Raw genomic sequence first — 20,383 nt, forward strand, 5'->3', positions numbered from 1 at the left:
GGGTGGATCCGGGAGATGTCAGTGGAGCAGACTGCCTTGCAGTTCGGCACGCAGGTCCGGGGTGAGGACCGCGCCCGCACGGTCGACCAGGAGTGCCATCTCGTACCCGACGAGGCCGATGTCCGCATCCGGGTGAGCCAGGACGGCGAGGGACGACCCGTCCGAGATGGACATGAGGAAGAGGAATCCCCGCTCCATCTCGACGACGGTCTGTGCGACGTCCCCGCCTTCGAAGATCCGGCTGGCACCTGCCGTCAGCGAGGTGAGACCCGACGCGACGGCCGCCAGCTGGTCGGCACGGTCGCGGGGGAAACCCTCCGACATGGCCAGCAGAAGGCCGTCGGCGGACACGACGACGGTGTGGGACACCCCAGGGGTGTTGTCCACGAAGTTGGTGATCAACCAGTTGAGGTTTTGTGCCGCTTGGCTCATCTGGCTCAACTAACGCTCCTGCTGGTGAGTGGGGCTCGGGAAGCTGCCGGTCTGGCCGCTGCCGGCCTGACGGCCCTGAGCGATGCCCCGACGAAGGTTGGTCAGCCGGCCGCGTACGTCATCGGGCGCACGCGAGACCTGCGGACCGCTTTGGTGCTGTTGCTGCTGAGCCGTGCCAGGGACGAGGTTCGCCCTGGGCACCCGGCGCGGCAGGCCGGAGGTGGTGACTCCGCCCGCGGCGGGCTGCCGGACGCGTTCAGCCTGCCGAACGAGGTCGTCGTTCGGTGAGCTGCGCCAGGCGGTCGACGCGGAGCGCTGGGGGGCGGAGGACGGCTGGGGCCGCTCCGCCGGGGCCGGACGCTCCTGCTGCGGAGCGGCGGCCGGGGTGTCGGTGCCCGGCTGGTGTCCCTGCGGACCGCCGTGGAACCAGTTGGTCTCCAGTGTGTCGTACAGCGGGGTACGACCGTCGCCGGGACCGGTCGCCGGCGGCAGGGCCTCGGGCTCCTGCCGCACGGGACGCTGCTGCGGACGCTGCGGGACGGGGGGCTGCTGGCCGGCGCCGTAGCCGGTGTTGCCGCCGTAGGTCCCGTTGCCGTTGACCTGGGGCCGCTCGAACTGGCCGGTGGACTCCGGGCTCTGCCGGCCCGGCAGCGAGTGCCGGCCCGTCGAGCCGTTGTCGTATGCCTGCGGCGCGGCGAACTGGCCCGTCTGCGAGGCGTTGTTCTGCCCCGAGCCGTTGGGGCCGAAGACGTCCGGGCGGACGAACTGGCCGGTGTCGTGCTGCGCGTTGGCCCCGGGGCGGGCGAACTGCCCCGTGTTCTGCTGGCCGTAACCGCCGGCGGCCGGGGCGTCGAAGTCCGGACGGGCGAACTCCGAGGTGGAGGCCGGGCCCTGCCGGTCGTCGATCCGCGGCATCCGCGAGGTCTGCTGCGCCGGGTCCTCGTCGTGCCCGCGCGGGGCGTCGAGCGAGGCACGCGGCACCGGAGGCTGCGCGTTCTCGTCGCTCCAGCTGGGACGCGAGGGCTGGTTGCCGCCCGGCAGCTCGGCGCGCGCGCCACCGCGCGGCGGCAGCTGCGGCCGGCGGCCACGGCGGGGGCCCTGCTCGCCGGCGGGCGGCGCCTGCGGAGGCGTCGGGGCGCTCTGGCGGGACTGGTCGCGTCCGGGGGCGGTCCCGCGGGAGCCGCCGCCGAACATGCCCTGACCGGCGCCGTTGCTCTGCATGCCCTGACCGGCGCCCTGCGGCGGACCGCCGAACCCGGCACCGGCCGGAGCCGGCCGGCCCTGCGCGGGAGCACCGGGACCGCCCTGCGGTCCGCGCGGCGCGCCCGGTCCACCCTGCACACCGCCACCGTCACGTCCGGGCAGCGCGGCCCGCGGGCCCTGACCGGGAGCGAGCCGGCCACCGCCCGGGGCACCGGCGCCGACGGCGCCGCCACCCGGCGCACCCCCGCCGAAGGCACCGCCGCCGGACTGCGCCTGACGGCGGGCGGCGGCCGCACCGGCGGCGGCCTGCGCGGCGGCGGGACCACCGGAGGCACCGGGGCCGCCCGGGCCGGGCTTGCCACCGGCCGGCTTCTTGCCGCCCTGGGCGACGTCGACGGGCAGCATGACCAGCGCGGTCGTACCACCGGAGTCGGACGGGCGGAGCTGGATGCGGATGCCGTGGCGCTGCGACAGACGGCCGACCACGAACAGACCCATGCGGCGGGAGACGGAGACGTCCACGGTGGGCGGCGAGGCGAGCCGCTCGTTGATCGCCGCGAGGTCCTCCGGGGAGAGGCCGATACCGGTGTCGTGGATCTCGATCAGCACGCGGCCGTCGGGCAGCGCGTGACCGGTGACCTTGACCTTGGTCTGCGGCGAGGAGAACGAGGTCGCGTTCTCCAGCAGCTCGGCGAGCAGGTGCACGAGGTCGTTGACCACGCGGCCGGCCACTTCGGTGGTCGGCACGGAGGCCAGCTCGATGCGCTCGTACTGCTCCACCTCGGACGCGGCGGCGCGGAGCACGTCGACCAGGGGGACCGGGCGGGTCCACCGGCGGCCGGGCTCCTCACCCGCGAGGACGAGGAGGTTCTCACCGTTACGGCGCATACGCGTCGCGAGGTGGTCGAGCTTGAACAGCGAGGACAGCTGGTCCGGGTCGGCCTCGCGGGACTCCAGTTCGGAGATGAGCGAGAGCTGACGCTGGATGAGGCCCTGGGAGCGGCGCGAGAGGTTGGTGAACATCGCGTTGACGTTGCCCCGCAGCAGGGCCTGCTCGGCGGCGAGGCGGACCGCCTCGCGGTGCACGTCGTCGAAGGCCGCGGCCACCTGGCCGATCTCGTCCCGGGAGTGCACACCGACCGACTCCACGGACGTGTCGACGTCCTGCGGGTCGGCCTCGGAGAGCTGCTTGACCAGCTCGGGCAGCCGGTCCTGGGCGACCCTGGTGGCGGTCTCCTCCAGCCGGCGCAGCGAGCGGATCATGGAGCGGGCCACGACGAAGGCGCCGACCAGCGACACACCGAGCACGAGCAGGATCAGCGCACCGGAGATGATCGCTTCGCTCTCCGACTCGTTGCGCAGCTCGCGGGCCTTCTGCTCCATCTCCTCGAGCAGCGTGGTCTCGATGGCGCGCATGCCCTGGATCTTGGTGGTGCTGTCGTCCACCCAGTCCCGGTAGGAGCGCTTGTCCAGCGAGGCGAGGCCGGTGGACGAGGTCAGGGCGCGGGTGGCGTAGGTGTCACTGGCCTTGATCGTCGGGTTGCCGTCACCGATCGGCTTCAGCAGCTCCTCGGCGGGCTCGCTGCCGTAGATGCTCTTGAAGGAGCGGAGCTCGGACTTCTGGCTCTCCAGCGCGGAGTCGGCGTAGAGGCGGTCGTTGTCCGAGAGGTCGGCGTCGGCGGTGTTGTTCGCCGGGAGGGCCGCGGCGAGGACCGCGCGCTGGATGGAGGCGTACTCCTTGGCGGAGGAGAACGACGCCAGGGCGCGGGTGCTCTGGATCATGTCCGGGTTGCTGGTCGCCTCGGCCATGTCCTGGGAGAGGTCCAGCAGGTGGGTGATCAGCCGGTGGTAGGCCTCCACGGTCTGCGTGGAGTTGCCGTCGGCCTGGTACGCCGTGCCGCGGACCTCGGAGAGCGTGCCGAGCTCGCGGATCAGCTGGACGATGTTGTCGCGGACGCCCTTGAGGCTGCCGTCCTTGCTCTGGTCGTCGATCTCCTCGGAGGCGTCGCGGAAGCTCTGCGCGGCGCGGTCCGTCTTGTCGCGGTAGCCCTTGACCGTGTAGTCGCCGGCCTTGGCGCCGTGGGCGAGCGGACCGGCGGACTGGTCGCGCTCCTCCTGGAGGGCGTGGGCGAGCTCGGTGGCCCGCTTCGTCATGTCCGTCAGCAGCCGCATGTTCTCGAGCTGCTGGATGTCGTCCATGTTGTCGCTGATGCGCAGGGCGCCCAGCGAGGTGGCCGCGACCACGGGAAGCGTCAGCAGCGCGACGAGGCGCGTGGAGATACGCCAGTTGCGCAGGGCTATCCGTGAGCCCGGGCCTACCTCACCCCTGGCCGGCTTCTTCGTCGGAGGCGGGGGAACCGCGGCACCCGGGGACGCCGACACGGCGTGGCGCCCGGAGCGCTCACCGCTGTCGACCGACGGGGCCGGGCCCTGGGTCTGGGCGTGCTGGGTCGAGGGACCTCGGTCGGTCCCGCCGTGCTCCGGCTCCGCCGAAGCGCTGCCATCCCTCTTGAAACGTCCCTGCACTAGCGTCGCAACCTCTGGACCAGGCGCCCTTCCGCGTGAGCGGTCGGACACGGTGTCGGCGTATTGGGGAGCGTCCTGAACACGCTCCCTGGTGGTCGTGAGTGACCCCGGCGCTGGCTCCCCCTTCTCGCCGCCACTCGGCGCGTCGATGCGCCCCCTGTGCGCCGGCTCGATCCTGCGGCGGTCCGTGGAATTCCAGCACAGTGCAGGATCTCCAACAAGGCCCGTAGGTCGAGCCGTGACATACGTGACACCGTGTGAGTGCCGGGTTACCTGCCGTAGATCCTTATTCATCCCAGAACGGGCATAAGTCCGCGAGTCGCATTCGCGCGAAAGGTGCCCCAGTCGCCATGATCAGGAGCGGAATGATGGCTTCAGGGGGCGATTGTCCGTTTCCCCGTCTCGTGCGGCGGGTCTGAATTGCCGGGATTGTTCATCTCGGCGTGAGCAAACTCACACCTAGATCAAGGGGTCTTCACGACTTCTCCGGGAAGCGGATGTTTAGCCTGACGCTTTACAAGAGGGATGTTTCTGCCCACCCGCGTCCGGACGCAGGCCCCGAACAGGCCCGTATCCGGGCGCTTCGTCACGACAGGACTCAGTAACGACCGTGAAGACGACGATGATCCACACCATAGCCAACCCGCGGCGCACGAAGCTGGCCCACCTCGACAGCGCCGACGAACTGCGCCTCCCCGAGCAGCCGGAGCACTCCCTCGACCTCCCCGCTCAGACCGCCAACCCCAAGCGCACCATCCTCCAGGAACTCCCCGCGACCACCGTCGCCGGTTAGTACGGGCGCGCACGGCAGGTCGTTCATCGGCGGACGACCGCCCGGCGGAGGGATCCGCCACGACGGCCCCGGCGTCCGCGCCGCTCGCGCGAGGCGCGGACGCCTCACCGCGCTAGCCTGGAGCGTCAGACTCCAGCCGGCTTCAAGTGAGGGGCGCAGGATCCCGTGCGCATCGCCAGATTCTCCATCGACGGGAACGTCGCCTTCGGCGCGGTCGAGGGCGACAGGCCGGACGAATACGTCCTCGACATCATCAAGGGCATCCCGTTCACGGACTTCGAGCTCTCCGGCACGAAGGTGCCGCTGAGCAAGGTCAGGCTGCTGCCGCCGGTGCTCCCCAGCAAGGTCGTGGCCTTCGGCCGCAACTACGCCGAGCACGCCCGTGAACTCGGCAACGAGGTACCCGACGCCCCGTTCGCCTTCTTCAAGCCGTCCACCTCGGTGATCGGCCCCGGCGACGACATCCAGTACCCGTCCTTCACCCAGGACCTCCACCACGAGGCGGAACTCGCCGTCGTCATCGGCCGGCTGTGCCGCGAGGTCCCGCGCGAGCGCGTCAAGGACGTGATCTTCGGCTACACCTGCGCCAACGACATTACCGCGCGGGACGTCCAGAAGCGCGAGAAGCAGTGGGCGCGGGCCAAGGGCTTCGACAGCTCCTGCCCGCTCGGCCCCTGGGTGGAGACCGGACTGGACATCGGGACGGCGTCCGACCTGACGATCCAGCTCACGGTCAACGGCGAACAGCGCCAGCTCGGCCGCACCAGCGAGATGATCCACTCCATCGAGGACCTGGTCGTCAACATCTCCGAGGCCATGACGCTGCTCCCCGGCGACGTCATCCTCACGGGCACCCCGGCAGGCGTCGGACCCCTCAACGTCGGCGACGACGTCGCCGTCACCATCGAAGGCATCGGCACTCTCACCAACAAGGTTGTCAAGCGTGGCTAGCGCATCAGGCTCCCCCTCCCCCAAGTCCTCGACTCCGCTCGGACAGGGGGTACCCCCACGCGTCCGTTTCTGCCCGTCGCCCACCGGTAACCCCCACGTGGGCCTGGTCCGCACCGCCCTGTTCAACTGGGCGTTCGCCAAGCACCACCAGGGCACCCTGGTCTTCCGTATCGAGGACACCGACGCCGCCCGCGACTCCGAGGAGTCCTACGAGCAGCTCCTGGACGCCATGCGCTGGCTGGGCTTCGACTGGGACGAGGGCCCCGAGGTCGGCGGCCCGCACGCGCCGTACCGCCAGTCGCAGCGGATGGACATCTACAAGGACGTCGCCGCCAGGCTGCTGGACGCCGGCTACGCCTACCACTGCTACTGCTCCCAGGAGGAGCTGGACACCCGCCGCGAGGCCGCCCGCGCCGCCGGCAGGCCGTCCGGCTACGACGGGCACTGCCGCCGGCTCACCGACGCCCAGGTCGAGGAGTACAAGGCCCAGGGCCGCACGCCGATCGTCCGCTTCCGGATGCCCGACGAGCCGATCACCTTCACGGACCTGGTCCGCGGCGAGATCACCTACCTCCCGGAGAACGTCCCGGACTACGGCATCGTCCGCGCCAACGGCGCCCCGCTGTACACGCTGGTCAACCCGGTCGACGACGCCCTCATGGAGATCACCCACGTCCTGCGCGGCGAGGACCTGCTCTCCTCCACGCCCCGTCAGATCGCCCTCTACAAGGCGCTCACCGAACTGGGCATCGCCAAGCAGACCCCGGCCTTCGGCCACCTGCCGTACGTGATGGGCGAGGGCAACAAGAAGCTCTCCAAGCGCGACCCGCAGGCCTCGCTGAACCTCTACCGCGAGCGTGGCTTCCTGCCCGAGGGCCTGCTCAACTACCTCTCGCTGCTCGGCTGGTCGCTCTCCGCCGACCAGGACATCTTCAGCATGGACGAGATGGTCGCGGCCTTCGAGATCGAGGACGTCAACCCGAACCCGGCCCGCTTCGACCTGAAGAAGTGCGAGGCGATCAACGCCGACCACATCCGGCTGCTCGACGTGAAGGACTTCACCGAGCGCTGCCGCCCGTGGCTCCAGCCCCCCGTAGCCCCGTGGGCCCCGGAGGCGTTCGACGAGGCCAAGTGGCAGGCGATCGCCCCGCACGCGCAGACCCGGCTCAAGGTCCTGTCCGAGATCACCGACAACGTCGACTTCCTGTTCCTGCCGGAGCCGGTCTTCGACGAGGCGTCCTGGGCCAAGGCCATGAAGGAGGGCAGCGACGCCCTGCTGCGCACGGCCCGCGAGAAGCTGGACGCCGCCGACTGGTCCTCCGCCGAGTCGCTGAAGGAGGCCGTCCTGGCCGCCGGCGAGGCCCACGGCCTCAAGCTCGGCAAGGCCCAGGCCCCGGTCCGCGTCGCCGTCACCGGCCGCACCGTCGGCCTGCCGCTCTTCGAGTCCCTGCAGGTCCTGGGCAGGGAGAAGACGCTGGCCCGGATCGACGCGGCGCTGGCGAAGCTGTCCGCCGCCTGATCCACGCGCGCCGGTGAGGGGCGGCACCCGCGATCCGCGGGTGCCGCCCCTTCGGCGTCGGGCGGCGGTGTCAGTGGGCCCCGCTACGGTTCCACCCGTCAAGTTCCTTGATCAGGAAGGCGCGCCGTCATGCCGATGTCCCCTCGCGACTACACCTGGCTGTTCACGCCGGGCAGCACGTTCAGCCACCCCTCCGGGACCACCGGCGTGATCCACGTGGCCGACGGCGGCGAGCTGGACCTGCCCACCGGACGGGTCGTCGCCTGCGACCCCTTCGTCTACCTCGGCACCGGGGACATACAGCCCTTCACGGTCACCGTCGCCCCCGGCCGCTACCGCGTCGAGGCCGCCGTCGCCACCCTCACCTCCCCCGGCGAGGCACCGTCCGACCACTCCCACCGCCGGGTGGCGGCGGCACGCCTGGTCATCCGCGACGAACCCACCGTGACGTGGGAGTTGGCCCTGCAGCCCGGCCAGGACCCGGCCGAGCTCGGGGACGACGAGTTCTACGGCTACGGCGTCGACGCCGGCACCGGCTGCTTCTACGACGCCTCGGCCGAGGAGGGCTTCCCGGAGGCGCAGGAGGACGAGGGGCCGCTGTGGGACGCCTTCGAGGACAGTGACTGGTCCGGGGGACCCCACCTGATCACGTCCCCCGGCACCGGGCACACCCTGGCCGCCTTCACCTCGGGCTGGGGCGACGGCGCCTACCCGACCTGGACGGGCCGCGGCGCCGACGGCGAGGTCACCTGCTTCGTCACCGACTTCTTCGTGGCCCCGGACGAGGCCCGCGCCCTGGTCTGACGAGCCCGCGCGGCACGATCCCCGGACAGGCCGCGGTGGCGCGCGCTACCGTCGGATCATGAGCATTCGCGCCGTGGTCTGGGACGTGGACGACACGCTCTTCGACTACACCGCGGCCGACCGGGCCGGTATGCGCGCCCATCTGGTGGCCGAGGGGCTGCTCGAGAGGTACGGGAGCGCCGAGCGGGCCCTGGCCCGCTGGCGCGAGGTCACCGACGCCCAGTGGGCGCGCTTCGCGGCCGGCCAGGTGACCTTCCAGGCGCAGCGCCGCGACCGGGTGCGGGTCTTCCTCGGCGAGGAGCTGGGCGACGCCGAGGCGGACGCCTGGTTCGACCGGTACGTCGGGCACTACGAGACGGCCTGGGCGCTGTTCCCGGACGTCCTGCCGGTCCTGGACGCCCTCGCGGCCAGCCACCGGCACGCGGTGCTGTCCAACTCCAGCCTGCACGTCCAGGACCGCAAGCTTCGGGTGCTGGGCGTCCACGACCGCTTCGAGGCCATCCTGTGCGCCGCCGAGCTGGGCGTGTCCAAGCCGGATGCCGGCGCCTTCCACGCCGCCTGCGCGGCCCTGCGGCTCGCCCCGCACCAGGTGGCCTACGTCGGCGATCATCCGCTGATCGACGGGCGGGGCGCGGCGGACGCCGGGCTGCTGTCGGTCTGGATCGACCGTGACGGCGTGTACACCGCCGATGACATGGCCGTCGGCCCCCACCGGATCGCCTCGCTCGCCGAACTCCCGGCGCTGCTCGGCGCCGATACCCGTTTTGGAGCCCGGCCCTCGTTCAGGTAATGTTCTTCCTGCGCCGCCGGGGAGCGGGCCGAAAGGCCGGGACCCGGGGGAGCGAACTAGAACAAGAACCCCTTAGGGGCTTGCGTTCCAGTGGCCTATGGTGTAATTGGCAGCACGACTGATTCTGGTTCAGTTAGTCTTGGTTCGAGTCCAGGTAGGCCAGCTCGCAGAGCTCATCTGCGCCGCGGAGACCAGTCCGCAAAGCCCCCGTTGTGTAGCGGCCTAGCACGCTGCCCTCTCAAGGCAGTAGCGCCGGTTCGAATCCGGTCGGGGGTACAGATCCTTCCCGCGGGGACGGCTCGGGTAGCTCCCACCGACTTCGATGCAGGATCGCTAGGGCCCCCGTTGTGTAGCGGCCTAGCACGCCGCCCTCTCAAGGCGGTAGCGCCGGTTCGAATCCGGTCGGGGGTACAAACTGGTCTAAACCACATTGGTCTATGGTGTAATTGGCAGCACGACTGATTCTGGTTCAGTTAGTCTTGGTTCGAGTCCAGGTAGACCAGCTCGGATCCGCGGCGGTGCAGTTTGAACGCTCGTAGGATCCTCGCCCCCGTTGTGTAGCGGCCTAGCACGCCGCCCTCTCAAGGCGGTAGCGCCGGTTCGAATCCGGTCGGGGGTACAGCGAGAAGGCCCTCCGCTTCGGCGGGGGGCCTTCGCCGTGTTCCCGCTCACTCGAAGCCGTAGCGCCGCGCGGACTCCTCCTCCTGGGCCAGCCGGTGCAGAGCCTGGAGCATCGGCTCCACCAGGACCGCGCCCAGGACCGCCGTCTCCACCTTCTCGGCCTCCGACGCGCGGGTCTCCACGAAGTCCAGGTCCAGCACGGCCGCGCCGTGCATCAACCGGGCGTAGGACAGCAGCAGTTGGGGGTCCCAGTCGTAACCGAGGCGCCGCAGGGCCGCCACCGCCACGACCAGGGAGCGGTAGGCGGGGGAGATCGACACCAGCGCCTGGGCGTTGGACCAGCCCAGGTCCGCCAGGAGCCGGTCCGCCGTCTCGTGGGCGCCGCGCACGTACTCGTCGTCCTCGTCCGGTTCCGGGATCTGCGGCAGGGCCCACAGGGCCGCGCCCATCCGGACCGTCCGGGGGAGGGTGTCGTCGTCGATGTGGCGGAGCACCTCCCGGGCGGTCGCCACCGGCAGCCGCCCCACCTGGATCAGCGCGCGCACCAGCCGCAGCCGGCGCAGGTGCTCCTCGTCGTACTCGGCGGTGCGGGGGTTGATCTGGCGGCCGGGGCTCAACAGGGCCTCGCGCAGGTAGTACTTGATCGTCGCGATGGGCACGCCACTGCGCTCGCTCAGCTCCGCCAGCCGCATGTCTTGCGCCTCTCCTTGGGTAGTGCCACTATCCAATCACCGAACCGAAGGATAGTGCCGCTGTCCGACGAGAGGGTCAGGGGGCGACATGTTCGCGAAGCCGGTGCTGGGGCGTACGACCGCCGACACCGAGGGCGACGTGGTGGTGCTGCTCATCGGCATGCGGATCAACCACTTCTGGGCCGTGCACCAGTGGCTCCCGGTCATGCTGGCCATGTTCCGCATGCTCGCGGAGCTCGCGCGGGACAGCGACCGGGGCCTGCTGGGGCGGGTGCTCCTGACGGCCTCGCCGCGGACGTACTACGTCGTCCAGTACTGGGAGTCCAAGGACAAGCTGTACGCGTACGCAGCCGCGCCGGACACGCTCCACCACAAGGTGTGGGGGACCGTGAACGGGAAGGAGCGGGCCGGGAAGGTCCGCGGGCACGTGGGGATCTGGCACGAGGCGTACGTCGTGCCCGAGGGGTCGTACGAGTCCGTCTACGGGGACATGCCGGCCTTCGGCCTCGCGGCCGCGCACGGGCAGGTGCCGGTGGAGCGGCGCGGCCGGTCCGCGAGGGACCGGTTCGCCCACCGTTCGGACAACCCGCCCGGGTAGCGCGGGGGTGATCCGTCGGCCCGGGATCCGCCGCGGCGTTGGGGCGGGTCCCGGACCGACGGCGTGGACCGTCGTGAGGGTGCGGTCAGCCCGTGCGGCGCAGGGCCTCGGACAGGCGGGAGGCGGCGTCGATGACCGCCTGGGCGTGCATCCGGCCGGGGTGGCGTGTGAGGCGCTCGATGGGGCCGGAGACCGACACGGCGGCCACCACGCGGTTCGACGGGCCGCGCACCGGCGCGGAGACGGACGCGACGCCCGGCTCGCGCTCGCCGATCGACTGGGCCCAGCCGCGGCGCCGTACGCCGGAGAGGGCGGTGGCCGTGAAGCGGGCGCCCTGCAGGCCGCGGTGCAGCCGCTCGGGCTCCTCCCAGGCCATCAGGATCTGCGCGGACGAACCCGCCTTCATCGTCAGCGTCGAGCCGACCGGGACCGTGTCCCGCAGGCCGGACAGCCGCTCCGCCGCGGCGACGCAGATGCGCATGTCGCCCTGCCGGCGGTAGAGCTGGGCGCTCTCGCCCGTCACGTCCCGCAGATGCGTGAGGACCGGGCCGGCCGTCGCGAGGAGCCGGTCCTCACCCGCCGCCGCGGCCAGTTCCGCGAGCCGGGGGCCGAGAATGAAACGGCCCTGCATGTCGCGCGCCACCAGCCGGTGGTGTTCCAATGCCACGGCCAGTCGATGTGCTGTGGGTCGTGCGAGTCCGGTGGCCGAGACGAGTCCCGCGAGGGTGGCCGGGCCGGACTCCAGGGCGCTCAGGACAAGGGCTGCCTTGTCCAGGACGCCGACGCCGCTACTGTTGTCCATGCAACGATACTCGCGTCTCACTCTGTGAAACGCAAGTTCAATTTCCCGTGGAACACGCCACTCTGGATGTCACGAAGGCACAGCGGCCCGTGGACCAGAACGGGCCTGGCGGCGGACGTCCGGAAGCAGGGGCACGGACGGCGGTCGCCTTCTCAAGATCTCTAGTTGGGCCGGTGGACCGTAGACCGGCCGAAGGGAAAGCGATGGGTAGGACACTCGCGGAGAAGGTCTGGGACGACCACGTCGTCCGGCGCGCCGAGGGCGAGCCCGACCTCCTCTTCATCGATCTGCACCTGCTGCACGAGGTGACCAGCCCGCAGGCCTTCGACGGTCTGCGCAAGAGCGGCCGCCAGGTGCGCCGGCTCGACCTCACCATCGCGACCGAGGATCACAACACCCCGACCCTCGACATCGACAAGCCCATCGCGGACCCCGTCTCCCGCGTCCAGCTGGAGACCCTGCGCAAGAACGCCGCCGAGTTCGGCGTCCGGCTGCACCCGCTGGGCGACGTCGAGCAGGGCGTCGTCCACGTCGTCGGCCCGCAGCTCGGACTGACCCAGCCCGGCATGACGGTGGTCTGCGGCGACTCGCACACCTCCACGCACGGCGCGTTCGGCGGCCTGGCGTTCGGCATCGGCACCTCCCAGGTGGAGCATGTGCTGGCCACCCAGACGCTGCCCATGACCCGCCCGAAGACCATGGCCATCACGGTCGACGGCGAGCTGCCCGAGGGCGTCACCGCCAAGGACCTGATCCTGGCGATCATCGCCCGGATCGGTACCGGCGGCGGCCAGGGCTACGTCCTGGAGTACCGCGGCTCCGCCATCGAGAAGCTCTCGATGGAGGCCCGGATGACCATCTGCAACATGTCGATCGAGGCCGGCGCCCGCGCGGGCATGATCGCCCCCGACGAGACGACCTTCGCGTACCTCGAGGGCCGTCCGCACGCGCCGAAGGGCGAGGACTGGGACGCGGCCGTCGCGTACTGGAAGACGCTGCGGACGGACGACGACGCCGTGTTCGACGCCGAGGTGGTCATCGACGCCTCCGAGCTGTCGCCGTTCGTCACCTGGGGCACCAACCCGGGCCAGGGCGCACCGCTTTCGGCGTCCGTCCCCGACCCGGCTTCGTACGAAGACGCTTCGGAGCGTCTGGCCGCCGAAAAGGCCCTGGAGTACATGGGGTTGGAGGCCGGCCAGCCGCTGAGCTCCATCAAGGTGGACACCGTCTTCGTAGGCTCCTGCACCAACGGCCGCATCGAGGACCTGCGCGCCGCCGCCGAGCTCGTCAAGGGCCGCAAAGTCGCCGACGGCGTACGGATGCTGGTCGTCCCCGGCTCCGCGCGGGTCGGTCTGCAGGCCGTCTCCGAGGGCCTGGACGTCGTCTTCAAGGAGGCCGGCGCCGAGTGGCGGCACGCGGGCTGCTCGATGTGCCTGGGCATGAACCCCGACCAGCTGGCCCCCGGCGAGCGCTCGGCGTCCACGTCCAACCGCAACTTCGAGGGCCGGCAGGGCAAGGGCGGTCGTACCCATCTGGTGTCGCCGCAGGTCGCGGCGGCCACCGCGGTCCTGGGCCACCTGGCCTCCCCGGCCGACCTGTCCGACGCCGAGACCCGTACGCCCGCTGGAGTCTGATCAGTCATGGAAGCATTCACCACGCACACCGGCCGGGCCGTCCCGCTGCGCCGCTCCAACGTCGACACCGACCAGATCATCCCTGCTCACTGGCTCAAGAAGGTGACCAGGGACGGCTTCGAGGACGGGCTGTTCGAGGCCTGGCGCAAGGACCCGGAGTTCGTGCTCAACCGCCCCGAGCGCGCAGGCGCCACGGTGCTGGTCGCCGGCCCCGACTTCGGCACCGGTTCCTCCCGCGAGCACGCCGTGTGGGCGCTGCAGAACTACGGCTTCAAGGCCGTCATCTCGTCCCGCTTCGCCGACATCTTCCGCGGCAACTCGCTGAAGAACGGCCTGCTCACGGTCGTGCTGGAGCAGAAGATCGTGGACGCGCTGTGGGAGCTCACCGAGAACGACCCCACGGTTGAGGTCACTGTGGACCTTGAGGCGCGTGAGGTGCGCGCCGAGGGCCTCACCGCCCCCTTCGAGCTGGACGAGAACTCCCGCTGGCGGCTGCTGAACGGCCTCGACGACATCTCGATCACGCTCCGGAACGAGGACGACATCGCCGCCTACGAGGCGAAGCGGCCGTCGTTCAAGCCGCGCACCCTGCAGGGCTGATCCGGACCCCGCGCAAGGCGACTTCCGGCCACCCCAACACACCCGCAGTACCCCCGATCGGCCCGATCGGGGGTACTGCCATGTCTGCACCCGAACGGCCCTGTGCGATCCGCGCACCGCTCACAACACCCCGCGTTACGGCGGGTGTTGCCGGGGTACGTGAGTGGTGCCACCGCGGCTTCCGCAAGTGCCCGGAAAGCCAACTGAGGCCGGAGTTGCACCCCTGGCAGGCGACAACTCGCCCCAGATGGCACAATCTGTGCATGGAACACGACGGCCAACTCGAGCCCTATGCGGCGGTCGCGGACCAACTCAAGGAAGCGCACGCGAGCGTGCGCGCACTGCAAGTCCCGGAGGGCGTACGGATGGCGCTGACCCGGAAGCTGCTGGTCATTACGGCCGCGGCCAAGCACGACGTCGCCGAAGCGGCAAGGCGTCTGGAGCGGTTCGTCGCGGACCTCGACGCGGGGCGATTCCCCGAAGAGGAACGCTGAGAACACCTTCGAGGCAGTCGAGTCTGTTGCGGCACAAGGGTGATTAGCCCGTTTCGTGTTTGATTTGCGGTATATATCTGCCTAACGTGCGAAAAAGCTTGAACACTTTCGTTCTGGCGATGTCTCCGAAGGGGAAGACGTGAACAAGGCGCAGCTCGTAGAAGCGATTGCCGACAAGATGGGGGGCCGCCAGCAGGCCGCCGATGCTGTCGACCACGTACTGGACGCCATCGTCCGCGCCGTCGTGGGGGGCGAGCGGGTCTCGGTCACCGGCTTCGGTTCGTTCGAGAAGGTCGACCGCCCGGCCCGGTACGCCCGCAACCCTCAGACGGGCGAGCGGGTTCGGGTCAAGAAGACCTCGGTTCCCCGCTTCCGCGCCGGTCAGGGCTTCAAGGACCTGGTGAGCGGTTCGAAGAAGCTGCCGCGCGGCGGAGAGGTCTCCGTGAAGAAGGCGCCCAAGGGCAGCCTGTCCGGCGGCGCCTCGGCCACGGTCAAGAAGGCCGCCGCGAAGAAGACCACCAAGGCCGCCGCGAAGAAGACGACGACGGCCGCCGCCAAGAAGACGACGGCGAAGAAGACCACCGCGACGGCGAAGAAGGCGGCCGCGAAGAAGGCGCCGGCGAAGACGACGACGGCCGCCGCCAAGAAGACGACGGCGAAGAAGACCACGGCGACCGCGCAGAAGACGGCGGCCAAGAAGGCCCCGGCGAAGAAGGCCACCGCCAAGAAGGCGCCCGCCAAGAAGTCGACGGCTCGCAAGACCACCGCCAAGGCGACCGCCCGCAAGAGGTAGAACCGCAGGGGCACTCACGCGCCGGGCCGGACTCCGCACGGAGTCCGGCCCGCGGCGTGTCCGGGCCCGCGCGGGCTCAGAAGGTCTGCAGCGTCACCAGCGTCACGCGCAGCGAACCGCCGTCGCCCTCCGTCTCGATGCGGACCCGCTGTCCGGGCCGCAGCAGCCGCAGGCCGCCCGCGTCGAAGGCCGGGGCGTCGAAGGGGACGGGCGTCCCGTCGTCCAGCAGCACGCTGCCGGAGCGGGTGTCGGCGTCGTAGGTGTATGCGGTGGCCTGCATGTTCGCAGCCTATGCGCTCTGCCGGGGGGCCGCGAGGGGGTGTTCGCCGGGTGTGGTGCCGCCCCCTAGGCGCCCTCGGTGAGCAGCCGGGCCGCCACCTGGGCCGTGCGCGGACCGACGCCCAGCGCCAGGGCGGCGCGCAGGTCCGCGCCGGTGTCCACGTCCTGGCGTACGGAGTCCACGTCGTGGAGGCGCAGTTCCCGTGCGCCGGCGGCGTGGTGCCGGGCGCGCGAGTTCTCCCCGAACTCCGGCCGCAGCGCGTTTCCGGGCGCCGCCGTCAGCAGGGTCGTCCCGGTCCCCGCCGCGTCCGCGAGAAAGGCGCGCGGGAATTCCGCAGCCGCGTCCAGGACCCGGGTCAGTTCCAGCGGGCGCAGGGCGGGCAGGTCGGCGTTCAGCGCGGCCACGGCCGCCTCGGGGCGGGGGGAGCGCACGGCGGCGGCCGCGTGCGCCAGCGCCGCGTTGAGACCGCCGCGCGGTTCGTCGGGGACGATGTGGGCGCCGAGCAGCGCCAGCTCGCGGCCCGCCCGCACGTCGTCCGTGACGACGGCCACATCCTTCACCGCCGAGCAGGCCAGTGCCGCCGCGACGGTGTCCTGGGCGAAGGCGAGGGCCAGCTCCGGGCGCAGTGCGTCGGCCGCGGTGTCCGACAGCCTGCTCTTCGCCCGTGCCAAGGGCTTCAGGGGTACGACCAAGGTCCACTGCACCGGCGTTCCGTCCCTCTCTCGTCGCGGTCATTGTCGCCCAGCCGTCACCGGGGGCGTCCGGCGGCCGCGGCCACGGGGCCCGGACGGAGCGCCTTGGAGGGGTGGGGGCGCGCAACGGGCGGGCGTAGTGTTCTCGACAGACCGGCGGCCTGGGGCGACACTTGTGCGGCCCCCCGGCCCGATGTCGTTGATTCCTAGAGGAAGGTGTCCGCGTGCCCCGCCGCAGAATCGGCTTCTGGTACCGCTTCGCCGCAGTGATCTGCAAACCGCCGCTGGTGGTTCTGATCAAGCGGGACTGGCGTGGAATGGAGCACATTCCGGCCGAGGGCGGATTTATCACCGCGGTGAATCACAATTCGCACATCGATCCCTTCGCGTATGCGCACTTTCAGTACAACACCGGCAGGGTTCCGCGATTCCTCGCGAAGAGCGGCCTTTTCAAGAAGGGATTCGTCGGCGCCGCGATGCGCGGCACCGGGCAGATCCCCGTCTACCGGGAGACCACGGACGCGCTGAGCGCCTTCCGCGCGGCGATCGACGCCGTCGAGCGCGGCGAGTGCGTGGCCTTCTACCCGGAGGGCACCCTCACCCGCGACCCGGCCCTGTGGCCCATGACCGGCAAGACCGGCGCCGCGCGGGTCGCGCTGCAGACGAGGTGCCCGGTGATCCCGGTCGCGCAGTGGGGCGCCAACGAACTGCTGCCGCCCTACGCCAAGAAGCCGCACCTGTTCCCGCGCAAGACGCACCGGGTGCTGGCGGGACCCCCGGTGGACCTCTCGGCGTTCTACGGCCAGGAGATGACCCCGGAGCTGCTGAAGGAGGCGACCGAGGTCATCATGGCCGCGATCACCCGCCAGCTCGAGGAGATCCGCGGGGAGAAGGCGCCCGACGTGCCCTACGACCCGCGCCGTGAGCGCATCGAGCAGCGCCGCAGGACCACCGCGCAGAGCCGGCGGGTGCTGGAGGAGCAGGTCGAGCAGGAGGAGGGGCAGGGCACGTGAGCAAGCCCGTCAAGGCGGCCGTCATGGGCACGGGATCGTGGGGCACCGCCTTCGGCATGGTCCTCGCCGACGCCGGCTGCGAGGTGACCCTGTGGGCCCGGCGCGCCGGCCTGGCCGACGCGGTCAACTCCACCCGGACCAACCCGGACTACCTCCCCGGCGTCGAGCTGCCCCGCACCCTGCGGGCCACCACGGACGCCGCCGAGGCCACCCGCGACGCCGACTTCACCGTCCTCGCCGTCCCCTCGCAGACCCTGCGCGCCAACCTCGCCGACTGGACCCCGCTGCTCGCCCCGGGCACCGTCCTCGTCTCCCTGATGAAGGGTGTCGAACTCGGCTCCACGATGCGGATGAGCGAGGTCATCGAGGACGTCGCCAAGGTCGGCCCGGACCGCATCGCCGTGGTCACCGGACCCAACCTGGCGCGGGAGATCGCCGCCCGGATGCCGGCCGCCGCGGTCGTCGCCTGCACCGACGAGGCGGTCGCCCAGCGGCTCCAGACCGCCTCCCACACGCCGTACTTCCGGCCGTACACCAACACCGACGTGGTGGGGTGCGAGCTGGGCGGTGCCGTGAAGAACGTCATCGGTCTCGCCGTCGGCATCGCGGACGGCATGGGCCTCGGCGACAACGCCAAGGGCTCCCTCATCACCCGCGGCCTCGCCGAGACGACCCGGCTCGGGATGGCGCTGGGCGCCGACCCGCTGACGTTCTCCGGGCTCGCCGGCCTCGGCGACCTGGTGGCCACCTGCTCCTCGCCGCTGTCGCGCAACCACACCTTCGGCACCAACCTCGGCAAGGGCATGACCCTGCAGGAGACCATCGCGGTCACCAAGCAGACCGCGGAGGGCGTCAAGTCCTGCGAGTCCGTGCTGGATCTGGCCCGCAGGCACGGGGTGGACATGCCCATCACGGAGACGGTCGTCGGCATCGTGCACGAGGGCAAGCCGCCGGTCGTCGCGCTGAAGGAGCTGATGTCGCGCAGCGCGAAGCCGGAGAGGCGCTGAGCGACCGGGGCCGGGAGCACGGCGTCGCCGCGCACCCTTTCGGGGCATCTCTCGAACCGCCACCCGTCAACGGACGCTGACTCGGCGCCCTACCACCGGGTACTCTCATCGCGATATGAGCACCGAGAACCTCCCCCAGAGCCCCGACCGGCCGGCGCGCAAGCCGCGGGTGGCCGTCGTCTTCGGCGGACGCAGCTCCGAGCACGGGATCTCCGCGGTCACCGCGGGGGCCGTGCTGCGCGCGATCGACCGGACCACGTACGACGTCCTGCCGATCGGCATCACGCAGAGCGGCCGCTGGGTGCTCACCGCCGACGACCCGGACCGCATGGCGATCACCGAGCGCCGTACGCCCAGCGTCGACCAGCTCGCCGAGTCCCACGACGGCGGTGTGGTGCTGCCCGTCGACCCGGCGAACCGCGAAGTCGTCTACAGCGAGCCCGGTTCGGTGCCCAAGGCGCTGGGCGAGATCGACGTCGTCTTCCCGGTGCTGCACGGCCCCTACGGCGAGGACGGCACCCTGCAGGGGCTGCTGGAGCTCTCCGGCGTGCCGTACGTGGGTTCGGGTGTGCTCGCCTCGGCCGTCGGCCAGGACAAGGAGTACATGAAGCGGGTGTTCACGTCGTTCGGGCTCAAGGTGGGCCCGTACGTGGTGATCCGGCCGCGGGAGTGGGAGCAGGACGAGTCCGCCGCCCGCAAGAAGATCGTCGACCTCGCGGGCGACCACGGCTGGCCGCTGTTCGTGAAGCCCGCGCGCGCGGGCTCCTCCATCGGCATCACCAAGGTCGACGACCTGTCCGGGCTGGACGAGGCGATCGCCGAGGCGCGGCGGCACGACCCGAAGATCCTCGTGGAGGCGGCCCTGCGCGGCCGCGAGATCGAGTGCGGGGTGCTGGAGTTCGAGGACGGCCCGCGGGCGTCCGTCCCCGCCGAGATCCCGCCGCCGGACGCCCACGCGTACTACGACTTCGAGGCGAAGTACATCGACTCGACGCCCGGCATCGTCCCGGCGCCGCTGACGGCCGAGGAGACGGCCGAGGTCCAGCGCCTGGCGGTGGACGCCTTCGAGGCGGCCTCCTGCGAGGGCCTGGTGCGGGCGGACTTCTTCCTCACCGAGGACGGGGAGTTCGTGATCAACGAGATCAACACGATGCCCGGCTTCACACCGATCTCGATGTACCCGCAGATGTGGCAGGCCAGCGGGATCGCCTATCCGGAGCTGATCGACCGGCTCATCAAGGCGGCCCTGCGGCGCTCCACCGGACTGCGCTAGACGCCCGTCCGGAACCTCAGTCGGCGATCCCTTCGGGGATCGCCTTCTTGATGGCCGGGGCCAGGTCGATCAGCACGCCCGAACCGTCCCGGCCCTCGGGCACGTCCACCTCGACGTACGCCCGGCGCAGGGCCGAGGTGAACCGGTACCCCCCGTCGTCGCGCTTCTCCATCAACCAGCGGACGCCTTCCACACCACCGGGCACCGCGTCGGGGTCCCTGCCCTCGGCCACCTTCGGGTCCAGCATCTTGGGCGGCCGTTCCACACCGCACCGCAGTATGATCGCCGGGTCTCCCCAGCCCGCGGTCAACGCGGACGCGGGCGAGGGATCCGCACGGTCCGCCCCGTCCACCTCGGCCGGCAGCACCTTGTCGAGGTTCCGGCACAGCTCCGTGGCTTTCGCCCCGGGACTGGGAACCGCCGCCGACGCACCGCCGTCTGCCGAGGAGCAGCCCACGGCGGTGACGAGCACGGCGAGTGCGGGCAGCCCGAGGACGACAGCGCGCCGGTGACGGAAAGAGTTCACCGGCCAAGGGTAGACGGGGGCTACAGATGGACGACGGGGCAGGTCAGGGTGCGGGTGATGCCGTCCACTTGCTGGACCTTGGCGACCACCATGCGGCCCAGGTCGTCGACGGTGTCGGCCTGGGCGCGCACGATGACGTCGTACGGTCCCGTCACGTCCTCGGCCTGGATGACTCCGGGGAGCTTGCCGATCGTCTCGGCGACGGTCGACGCCTTGCCGACCTCGGTCTGGATCAGGATGTACGCCTGTACCACGGAACCTCCAGGGCGGCCACGAGGATCATGTGGGGAAAAGGAACGCAACGGTATCGCGTCGCCGCTCGCCGCGGGGAGACCCGCGA

21 protein-coding genes and 5 tRNA genes are annotated in these 20,383 nt (G+C 71.0%); 18 read left to right on the forward strand and 8 right to left on the reverse strand.

Going from position 1 to position 20,383, the window contains the following annotated elements:
* Nucleotides 1-18: 18 nt before the first annotated feature.
* Entirely contained in the window at nucleotides 19-441 is a 423-nt protein-coding gene (locus ABZ899_RS18145; RefSeq protein WP_361346773.1) for a roadblock/LC7 domain-containing protein, read from the reverse strand.
* Nucleotides 442-4,161, reverse strand: coding sequence for a nitrate- and nitrite sensing domain-containing protein (locus ABZ899_RS18150; protein ID WP_361346776.1), 3,720 nt, complete (start codon nucleotides 4,159-4,161; stop codon nucleotides 442-444).
* Nucleotides 4,162-4,783: 622 nt separating this feature from the next.
* On the opposite strand from ABZ899_RS18150, the gene ABZ899_RS18155 reads away from it, so the two are divergent.
* From ABZ899_RS18155 to ABZ899_RS18200, 10 genes are all read left to right on the forward strand, one after another.
* Nucleotides 4,784-4,954 carry a hypothetical protein gene (locus ABZ899_RS18155; protein WP_151788275.1) on the forward strand — a complete coding sequence of 57 codons (171 nt, stop codon included), beginning with the start codon at nucleotides 4,784-4,786 and terminating at the stop codon, nucleotides 4,952-4,954.
* Between the two features lie 165 nt (nucleotides 4,955-5,119).
* A complete protein-coding gene (locus ABZ899_RS18160) occupies nucleotides 5,120-5,905 on the forward strand; it encodes a fumarylacetoacetate hydrolase family protein (protein WP_361346779.1) in 786 nt (261 codons plus the stop codon).
* The gene (gltX, locus tag ABZ899_RS18165) at nucleotides 5,898-7,424 is read left to right on the forward strand and encodes a glutamate--tRNA ligase (protein ID WP_361346782.1); all 1,527 of its coding nucleotides are present in this window, start codon (nucleotides 5,898-5,900) and stop codon (nucleotides 7,422-7,424) included. Before ABZ899_RS18160 ends, gltX begins: the two co-directional genes overlap by 8 nt.
* A 129-nt stretch (nucleotides 7,425-7,553) precedes the next feature.
* The gene (locus ABZ899_RS18170; RefSeq protein WP_361346785.1) at nucleotides 7,554-8,228 is read left to right on the forward strand and encodes a DUF4241 domain-containing protein; all 675 of its coding nucleotides are present in this window, start codon (nucleotides 7,554-7,556) and stop codon (nucleotides 8,226-8,228) included.
* A 58-nt stretch (nucleotides 8,229-8,286) separates the two neighbouring features.
* Nucleotides 8,287-9,018, forward strand: a complete 732-nt coding sequence (locus ABZ899_RS18175) for an HAD family hydrolase (protein WP_361346788.1) — start codon at nucleotides 8,287-8,289, stop codon at nucleotides 9,016-9,018.
* A 91-nt stretch (nucleotides 9,019-9,109) separates the two neighbouring features.
* Nucleotides 9,110-9,181 (forward strand) — tRNA-Gln (locus tag ABZ899_RS18180).
* 40 nt (nucleotides 9,182-9,221) lie between these two features.
* Nucleotides 9,222-9,294, forward strand: a tRNA-Glu gene (locus ABZ899_RS18185).
* Nucleotides 9,295-9,356: 62 nt separating this feature from the next.
* Nucleotides 9,357-9,429, forward strand: a tRNA-Glu gene (locus ABZ899_RS18190).
* 20 nt (nucleotides 9,430-9,449) lie between these two features.
* Nucleotides 9,450-9,521, forward strand: a tRNA-Gln gene (locus ABZ899_RS18195).
* A gap of 43 nt (nucleotides 9,522-9,564) precedes the next feature.
* A tRNA-Glu gene (locus ABZ899_RS18200) sits at nucleotides 9,565-9,637 on the forward strand.
* 49 nt (nucleotides 9,638-9,686) lie between these two features.
* On the opposite strand, the gene ABZ899_RS18205 is transcribed toward ABZ899_RS18200, so the two are convergent.
* Nucleotides 9,687-10,331: a MerR family transcriptional regulator gene (locus ABZ899_RS18205; protein WP_361346791.1), complete on the reverse strand. Its 645-nt coding sequence runs from the start codon at nucleotides 10,329-10,331 to the stop codon at nucleotides 9,687-9,689.
* 88 nt (nucleotides 10,332-10,419) lie between these two features.
* On the opposite strand from ABZ899_RS18205, the gene ABZ899_RS18210 reads away from it, so the two are divergent.
* Nucleotides 10,420-10,929 (forward strand): DUF4188 domain-containing protein, encoded by a 510-nt coding sequence (locus tag ABZ899_RS18210; protein WP_361346794.1) that lies wholly within the window; start codon nucleotides 10,420-10,422, stop codon nucleotides 10,927-10,929.
* An 85-nt stretch (nucleotides 10,930-11,014) separates the two neighbouring features.
* Here ABZ899_RS18210 and ndgR read toward each other — a convergent pair whose 3' ends face one another.
* A complete protein-coding gene (gene ndgR, locus ABZ899_RS18215; RefSeq protein WP_055623332.1) occupies nucleotides 11,015-11,731 on the reverse strand; it encodes an IclR family transcriptional regulator NdgR in 717 nt (238 codons plus the stop codon).
* A 203-nt stretch (nucleotides 11,732-11,934) separates the two neighbouring features.
* Here ndgR and leuC point away from each other — a divergent pair, with 203 nt between their 5' ends.
* The 4 genes from leuC to ABZ899_RS18235 all read left to right on the forward strand — a co-directional run bounded on the left by leuC (nucleotide 11,935) and on the right by ABZ899_RS18235 (nucleotide 15,252).
* Nucleotides 11,935-13,365, forward strand: a complete 1,431-nt coding sequence (gene leuC, locus ABZ899_RS18220) for a 3-isopropylmalate dehydratase large subunit (protein ID WP_361346797.1) — start codon at nucleotides 11,935-11,937, stop codon at nucleotides 13,363-13,365.
* Nucleotides 13,366-13,371: 6 nt separating this feature from the next.
* The gene (gene leuD, locus ABZ899_RS18225; RefSeq protein WP_361346800.1) at nucleotides 13,372-13,965 is read left to right on the forward strand and encodes a 3-isopropylmalate dehydratase small subunit; all 594 of its coding nucleotides are present in this window, start codon (nucleotides 13,372-13,374) and stop codon (nucleotides 13,963-13,965) included.
* A gap of 263 nt (nucleotides 13,966-14,228) precedes the next feature.
* Nucleotides 14,229-14,459, forward strand: coding sequence for a hypothetical protein (locus tag ABZ899_RS18230; RefSeq protein ID WP_361346802.1), 231 nt, complete (start codon nucleotides 14,229-14,231; stop codon nucleotides 14,457-14,459).
* A gap of 139 nt (nucleotides 14,460-14,598) precedes the next feature.
* Nucleotides 14,599-15,252, forward strand: a complete 654-nt coding sequence (locus tag ABZ899_RS18235; protein WP_361346805.1) for an HU family DNA-binding protein — start codon at nucleotides 14,599-14,601, stop codon at nucleotides 15,250-15,252.
* A gap of 76 nt (nucleotides 15,253-15,328) precedes the next feature.
* Here the strand turns inward: ABZ899_RS18235 and ABZ899_RS18240 are convergent, their stop codons facing one another.
* Nucleotides 15,329-15,532, reverse strand: a complete 204-nt coding sequence (locus tag ABZ899_RS18240) for a hypothetical protein (RefSeq protein ID WP_055623327.1) — start codon at nucleotides 15,530-15,532, stop codon at nucleotides 15,329-15,331.
* Between the two features lie 65 nt (nucleotides 15,533-15,597).
* Nucleotides 15,598-16,236 (reverse strand): 2-phospho-L-lactate guanylyltransferase, encoded by a 639-nt coding sequence (gene cofC, locus ABZ899_RS18245; RefSeq protein WP_361346808.1) that lies wholly within the window; start codon nucleotides 16,234-16,236, stop codon nucleotides 15,598-15,600.
* Between the two features lie 212 nt (nucleotides 16,237-16,448).
* On the opposite strand from cofC, the gene ABZ899_RS18250 reads away from it, so the two are divergent.
* The 3 genes from ABZ899_RS18250 to ABZ899_RS18260 all read left to right on the forward strand — a co-directional run bounded on the left by ABZ899_RS18250 (nucleotide 16,449) and on the right by ABZ899_RS18260 (nucleotide 19,517).
* Nucleotides 16,449-17,237 (forward strand): lysophospholipid acyltransferase family protein, encoded by a 789-nt coding sequence (locus tag ABZ899_RS18250; protein ID WP_361346811.1) that lies wholly within the window; start codon nucleotides 16,449-16,451, stop codon nucleotides 17,235-17,237.
* Nucleotides 17,234-18,244 carry an NAD(P)H-dependent glycerol-3-phosphate dehydrogenase gene (locus ABZ899_RS18255; RefSeq protein ID WP_361346814.1) on the forward strand — a complete coding sequence of 337 codons (1,011 nt, stop codon included), beginning with the start codon at nucleotides 17,234-17,236 and terminating at the stop codon, nucleotides 18,242-18,244. Before ABZ899_RS18250 ends, ABZ899_RS18255 begins: the two co-directional genes overlap by 4 nt.
* Before the next feature lie 115 nt (nucleotides 18,245-18,359).
* The gene (locus ABZ899_RS18260; RefSeq protein WP_361346817.1) at nucleotides 18,360-19,517 is read left to right on the forward strand and encodes a D-alanine--D-alanine ligase family protein; all 1,158 of its coding nucleotides are present in this window, start codon (nucleotides 18,360-18,362) and stop codon (nucleotides 19,515-19,517) included.
* Nucleotides 19,518-19,533: 16 nt separating this feature from the next.
* Here the strand turns inward: ABZ899_RS18260 and ABZ899_RS18265 are convergent, their stop codons facing one another.
* On the reverse strand, nucleotides 19,534-20,043 hold the full coding sequence (locus ABZ899_RS18265; RefSeq protein ID WP_361346820.1) for a DUF3515 domain-containing protein: 510 nt from the start codon (nucleotides 20,041-20,043) through the stop codon (nucleotides 19,534-19,536).
* Nucleotides 20,044-20,063: 20 nt separating this feature from the next.
* The gene (locus ABZ899_RS18270; RefSeq protein ID WP_055623321.1) at nucleotides 20,064-20,297 is read right to left on the reverse strand and encodes an Lrp/AsnC ligand binding domain-containing protein; all 234 of its coding nucleotides are present in this window, start codon (nucleotides 20,295-20,297) and stop codon (nucleotides 20,064-20,066) included.
* Between the last annotated feature and the right edge of the window lie 86 nt (nucleotides 20,298-20,383).

Origin of the sequence: Streptomyces sp. NPDC046859, from assembly GCF_040645135.1 — a bacterium.
Classification (GTDB): Bacteria; Actinomycetota; Actinomycetes; order Streptomycetales; family Streptomycetaceae; genus Streptomyces.

Bases quoted from the DNA above. Each gene is read 5' to 3' on its own strand.
- ndgR (WP_055623332.1), bottom strand. From the start codon at position 11,731: ATGGACAACAGTAGCGGCGTCGGCGTCCTGGACAAGGCAGCCCTTGTC.
- ABZ899_RS18205 (WP_361346791.1), bottom strand. From the start codon at position 10,331: ATGCGGCTGGCGGAGCTGAGCGAGCGCAGTGGCGTGCCCATCGCGACG.
- ABZ899_RS18170 (WP_361346785.1), top strand. From the start codon at position 7,554: ATGCCGATGTCCCCTCGCGACTACACCTGGCTGTTCACGCCGGGCAGC.
- leuC (WP_361346797.1), top strand. From the start codon at position 11,935: ATGGGTAGGACACTCGCGGAGAAGGTCTGGGACGACCACGTCGTCCGG.
- ABZ899_RS18210 (WP_361346794.1), top strand. From the start codon at position 10,420: ATGTTCGCGAAGCCGGTGCTGGGGCGTACGACCGCCGACACCGAGGGC.
- ABZ899_RS18155 (WP_151788275.1), top strand. From the start codon at position 4,784: ATGATCCACACCATAGCCAACCCGCGGCGCACGAAGCTGGCCCACCTC.
- ABZ899_RS18260 (WP_361346817.1), top strand. From the start codon at position 18,360: ATGAGCACCGAGAACCTCCCCCAGAGCCCCGACCGGCCGGCGCGCAAG.
- ABZ899_RS18230 (WP_361346802.1), top strand. From the start codon at position 14,229: ATGGAACACGACGGCCAACTCGAGCCCTATGCGGCGGTCGCGGACCAA.
- ABZ899_RS18175 (WP_361346788.1), top strand. From the start codon at position 8,287: ATGAGCATTCGCGCCGTGGTCTGGGACGTGGACGACACGCTCTTCGAC.
- ABZ899_RS18240 (WP_055623327.1), bottom strand. From the start codon at position 15,532: ATGCAGGCCACCGCATACACCTACGACGCCGACACCCGCTCCGGCAGC.
- leuD (WP_361346800.1), top strand. From the start codon at position 13,372: ATGGAAGCATTCACCACGCACACCGGCCGGGCCGTCCCGCTGCGCCGC.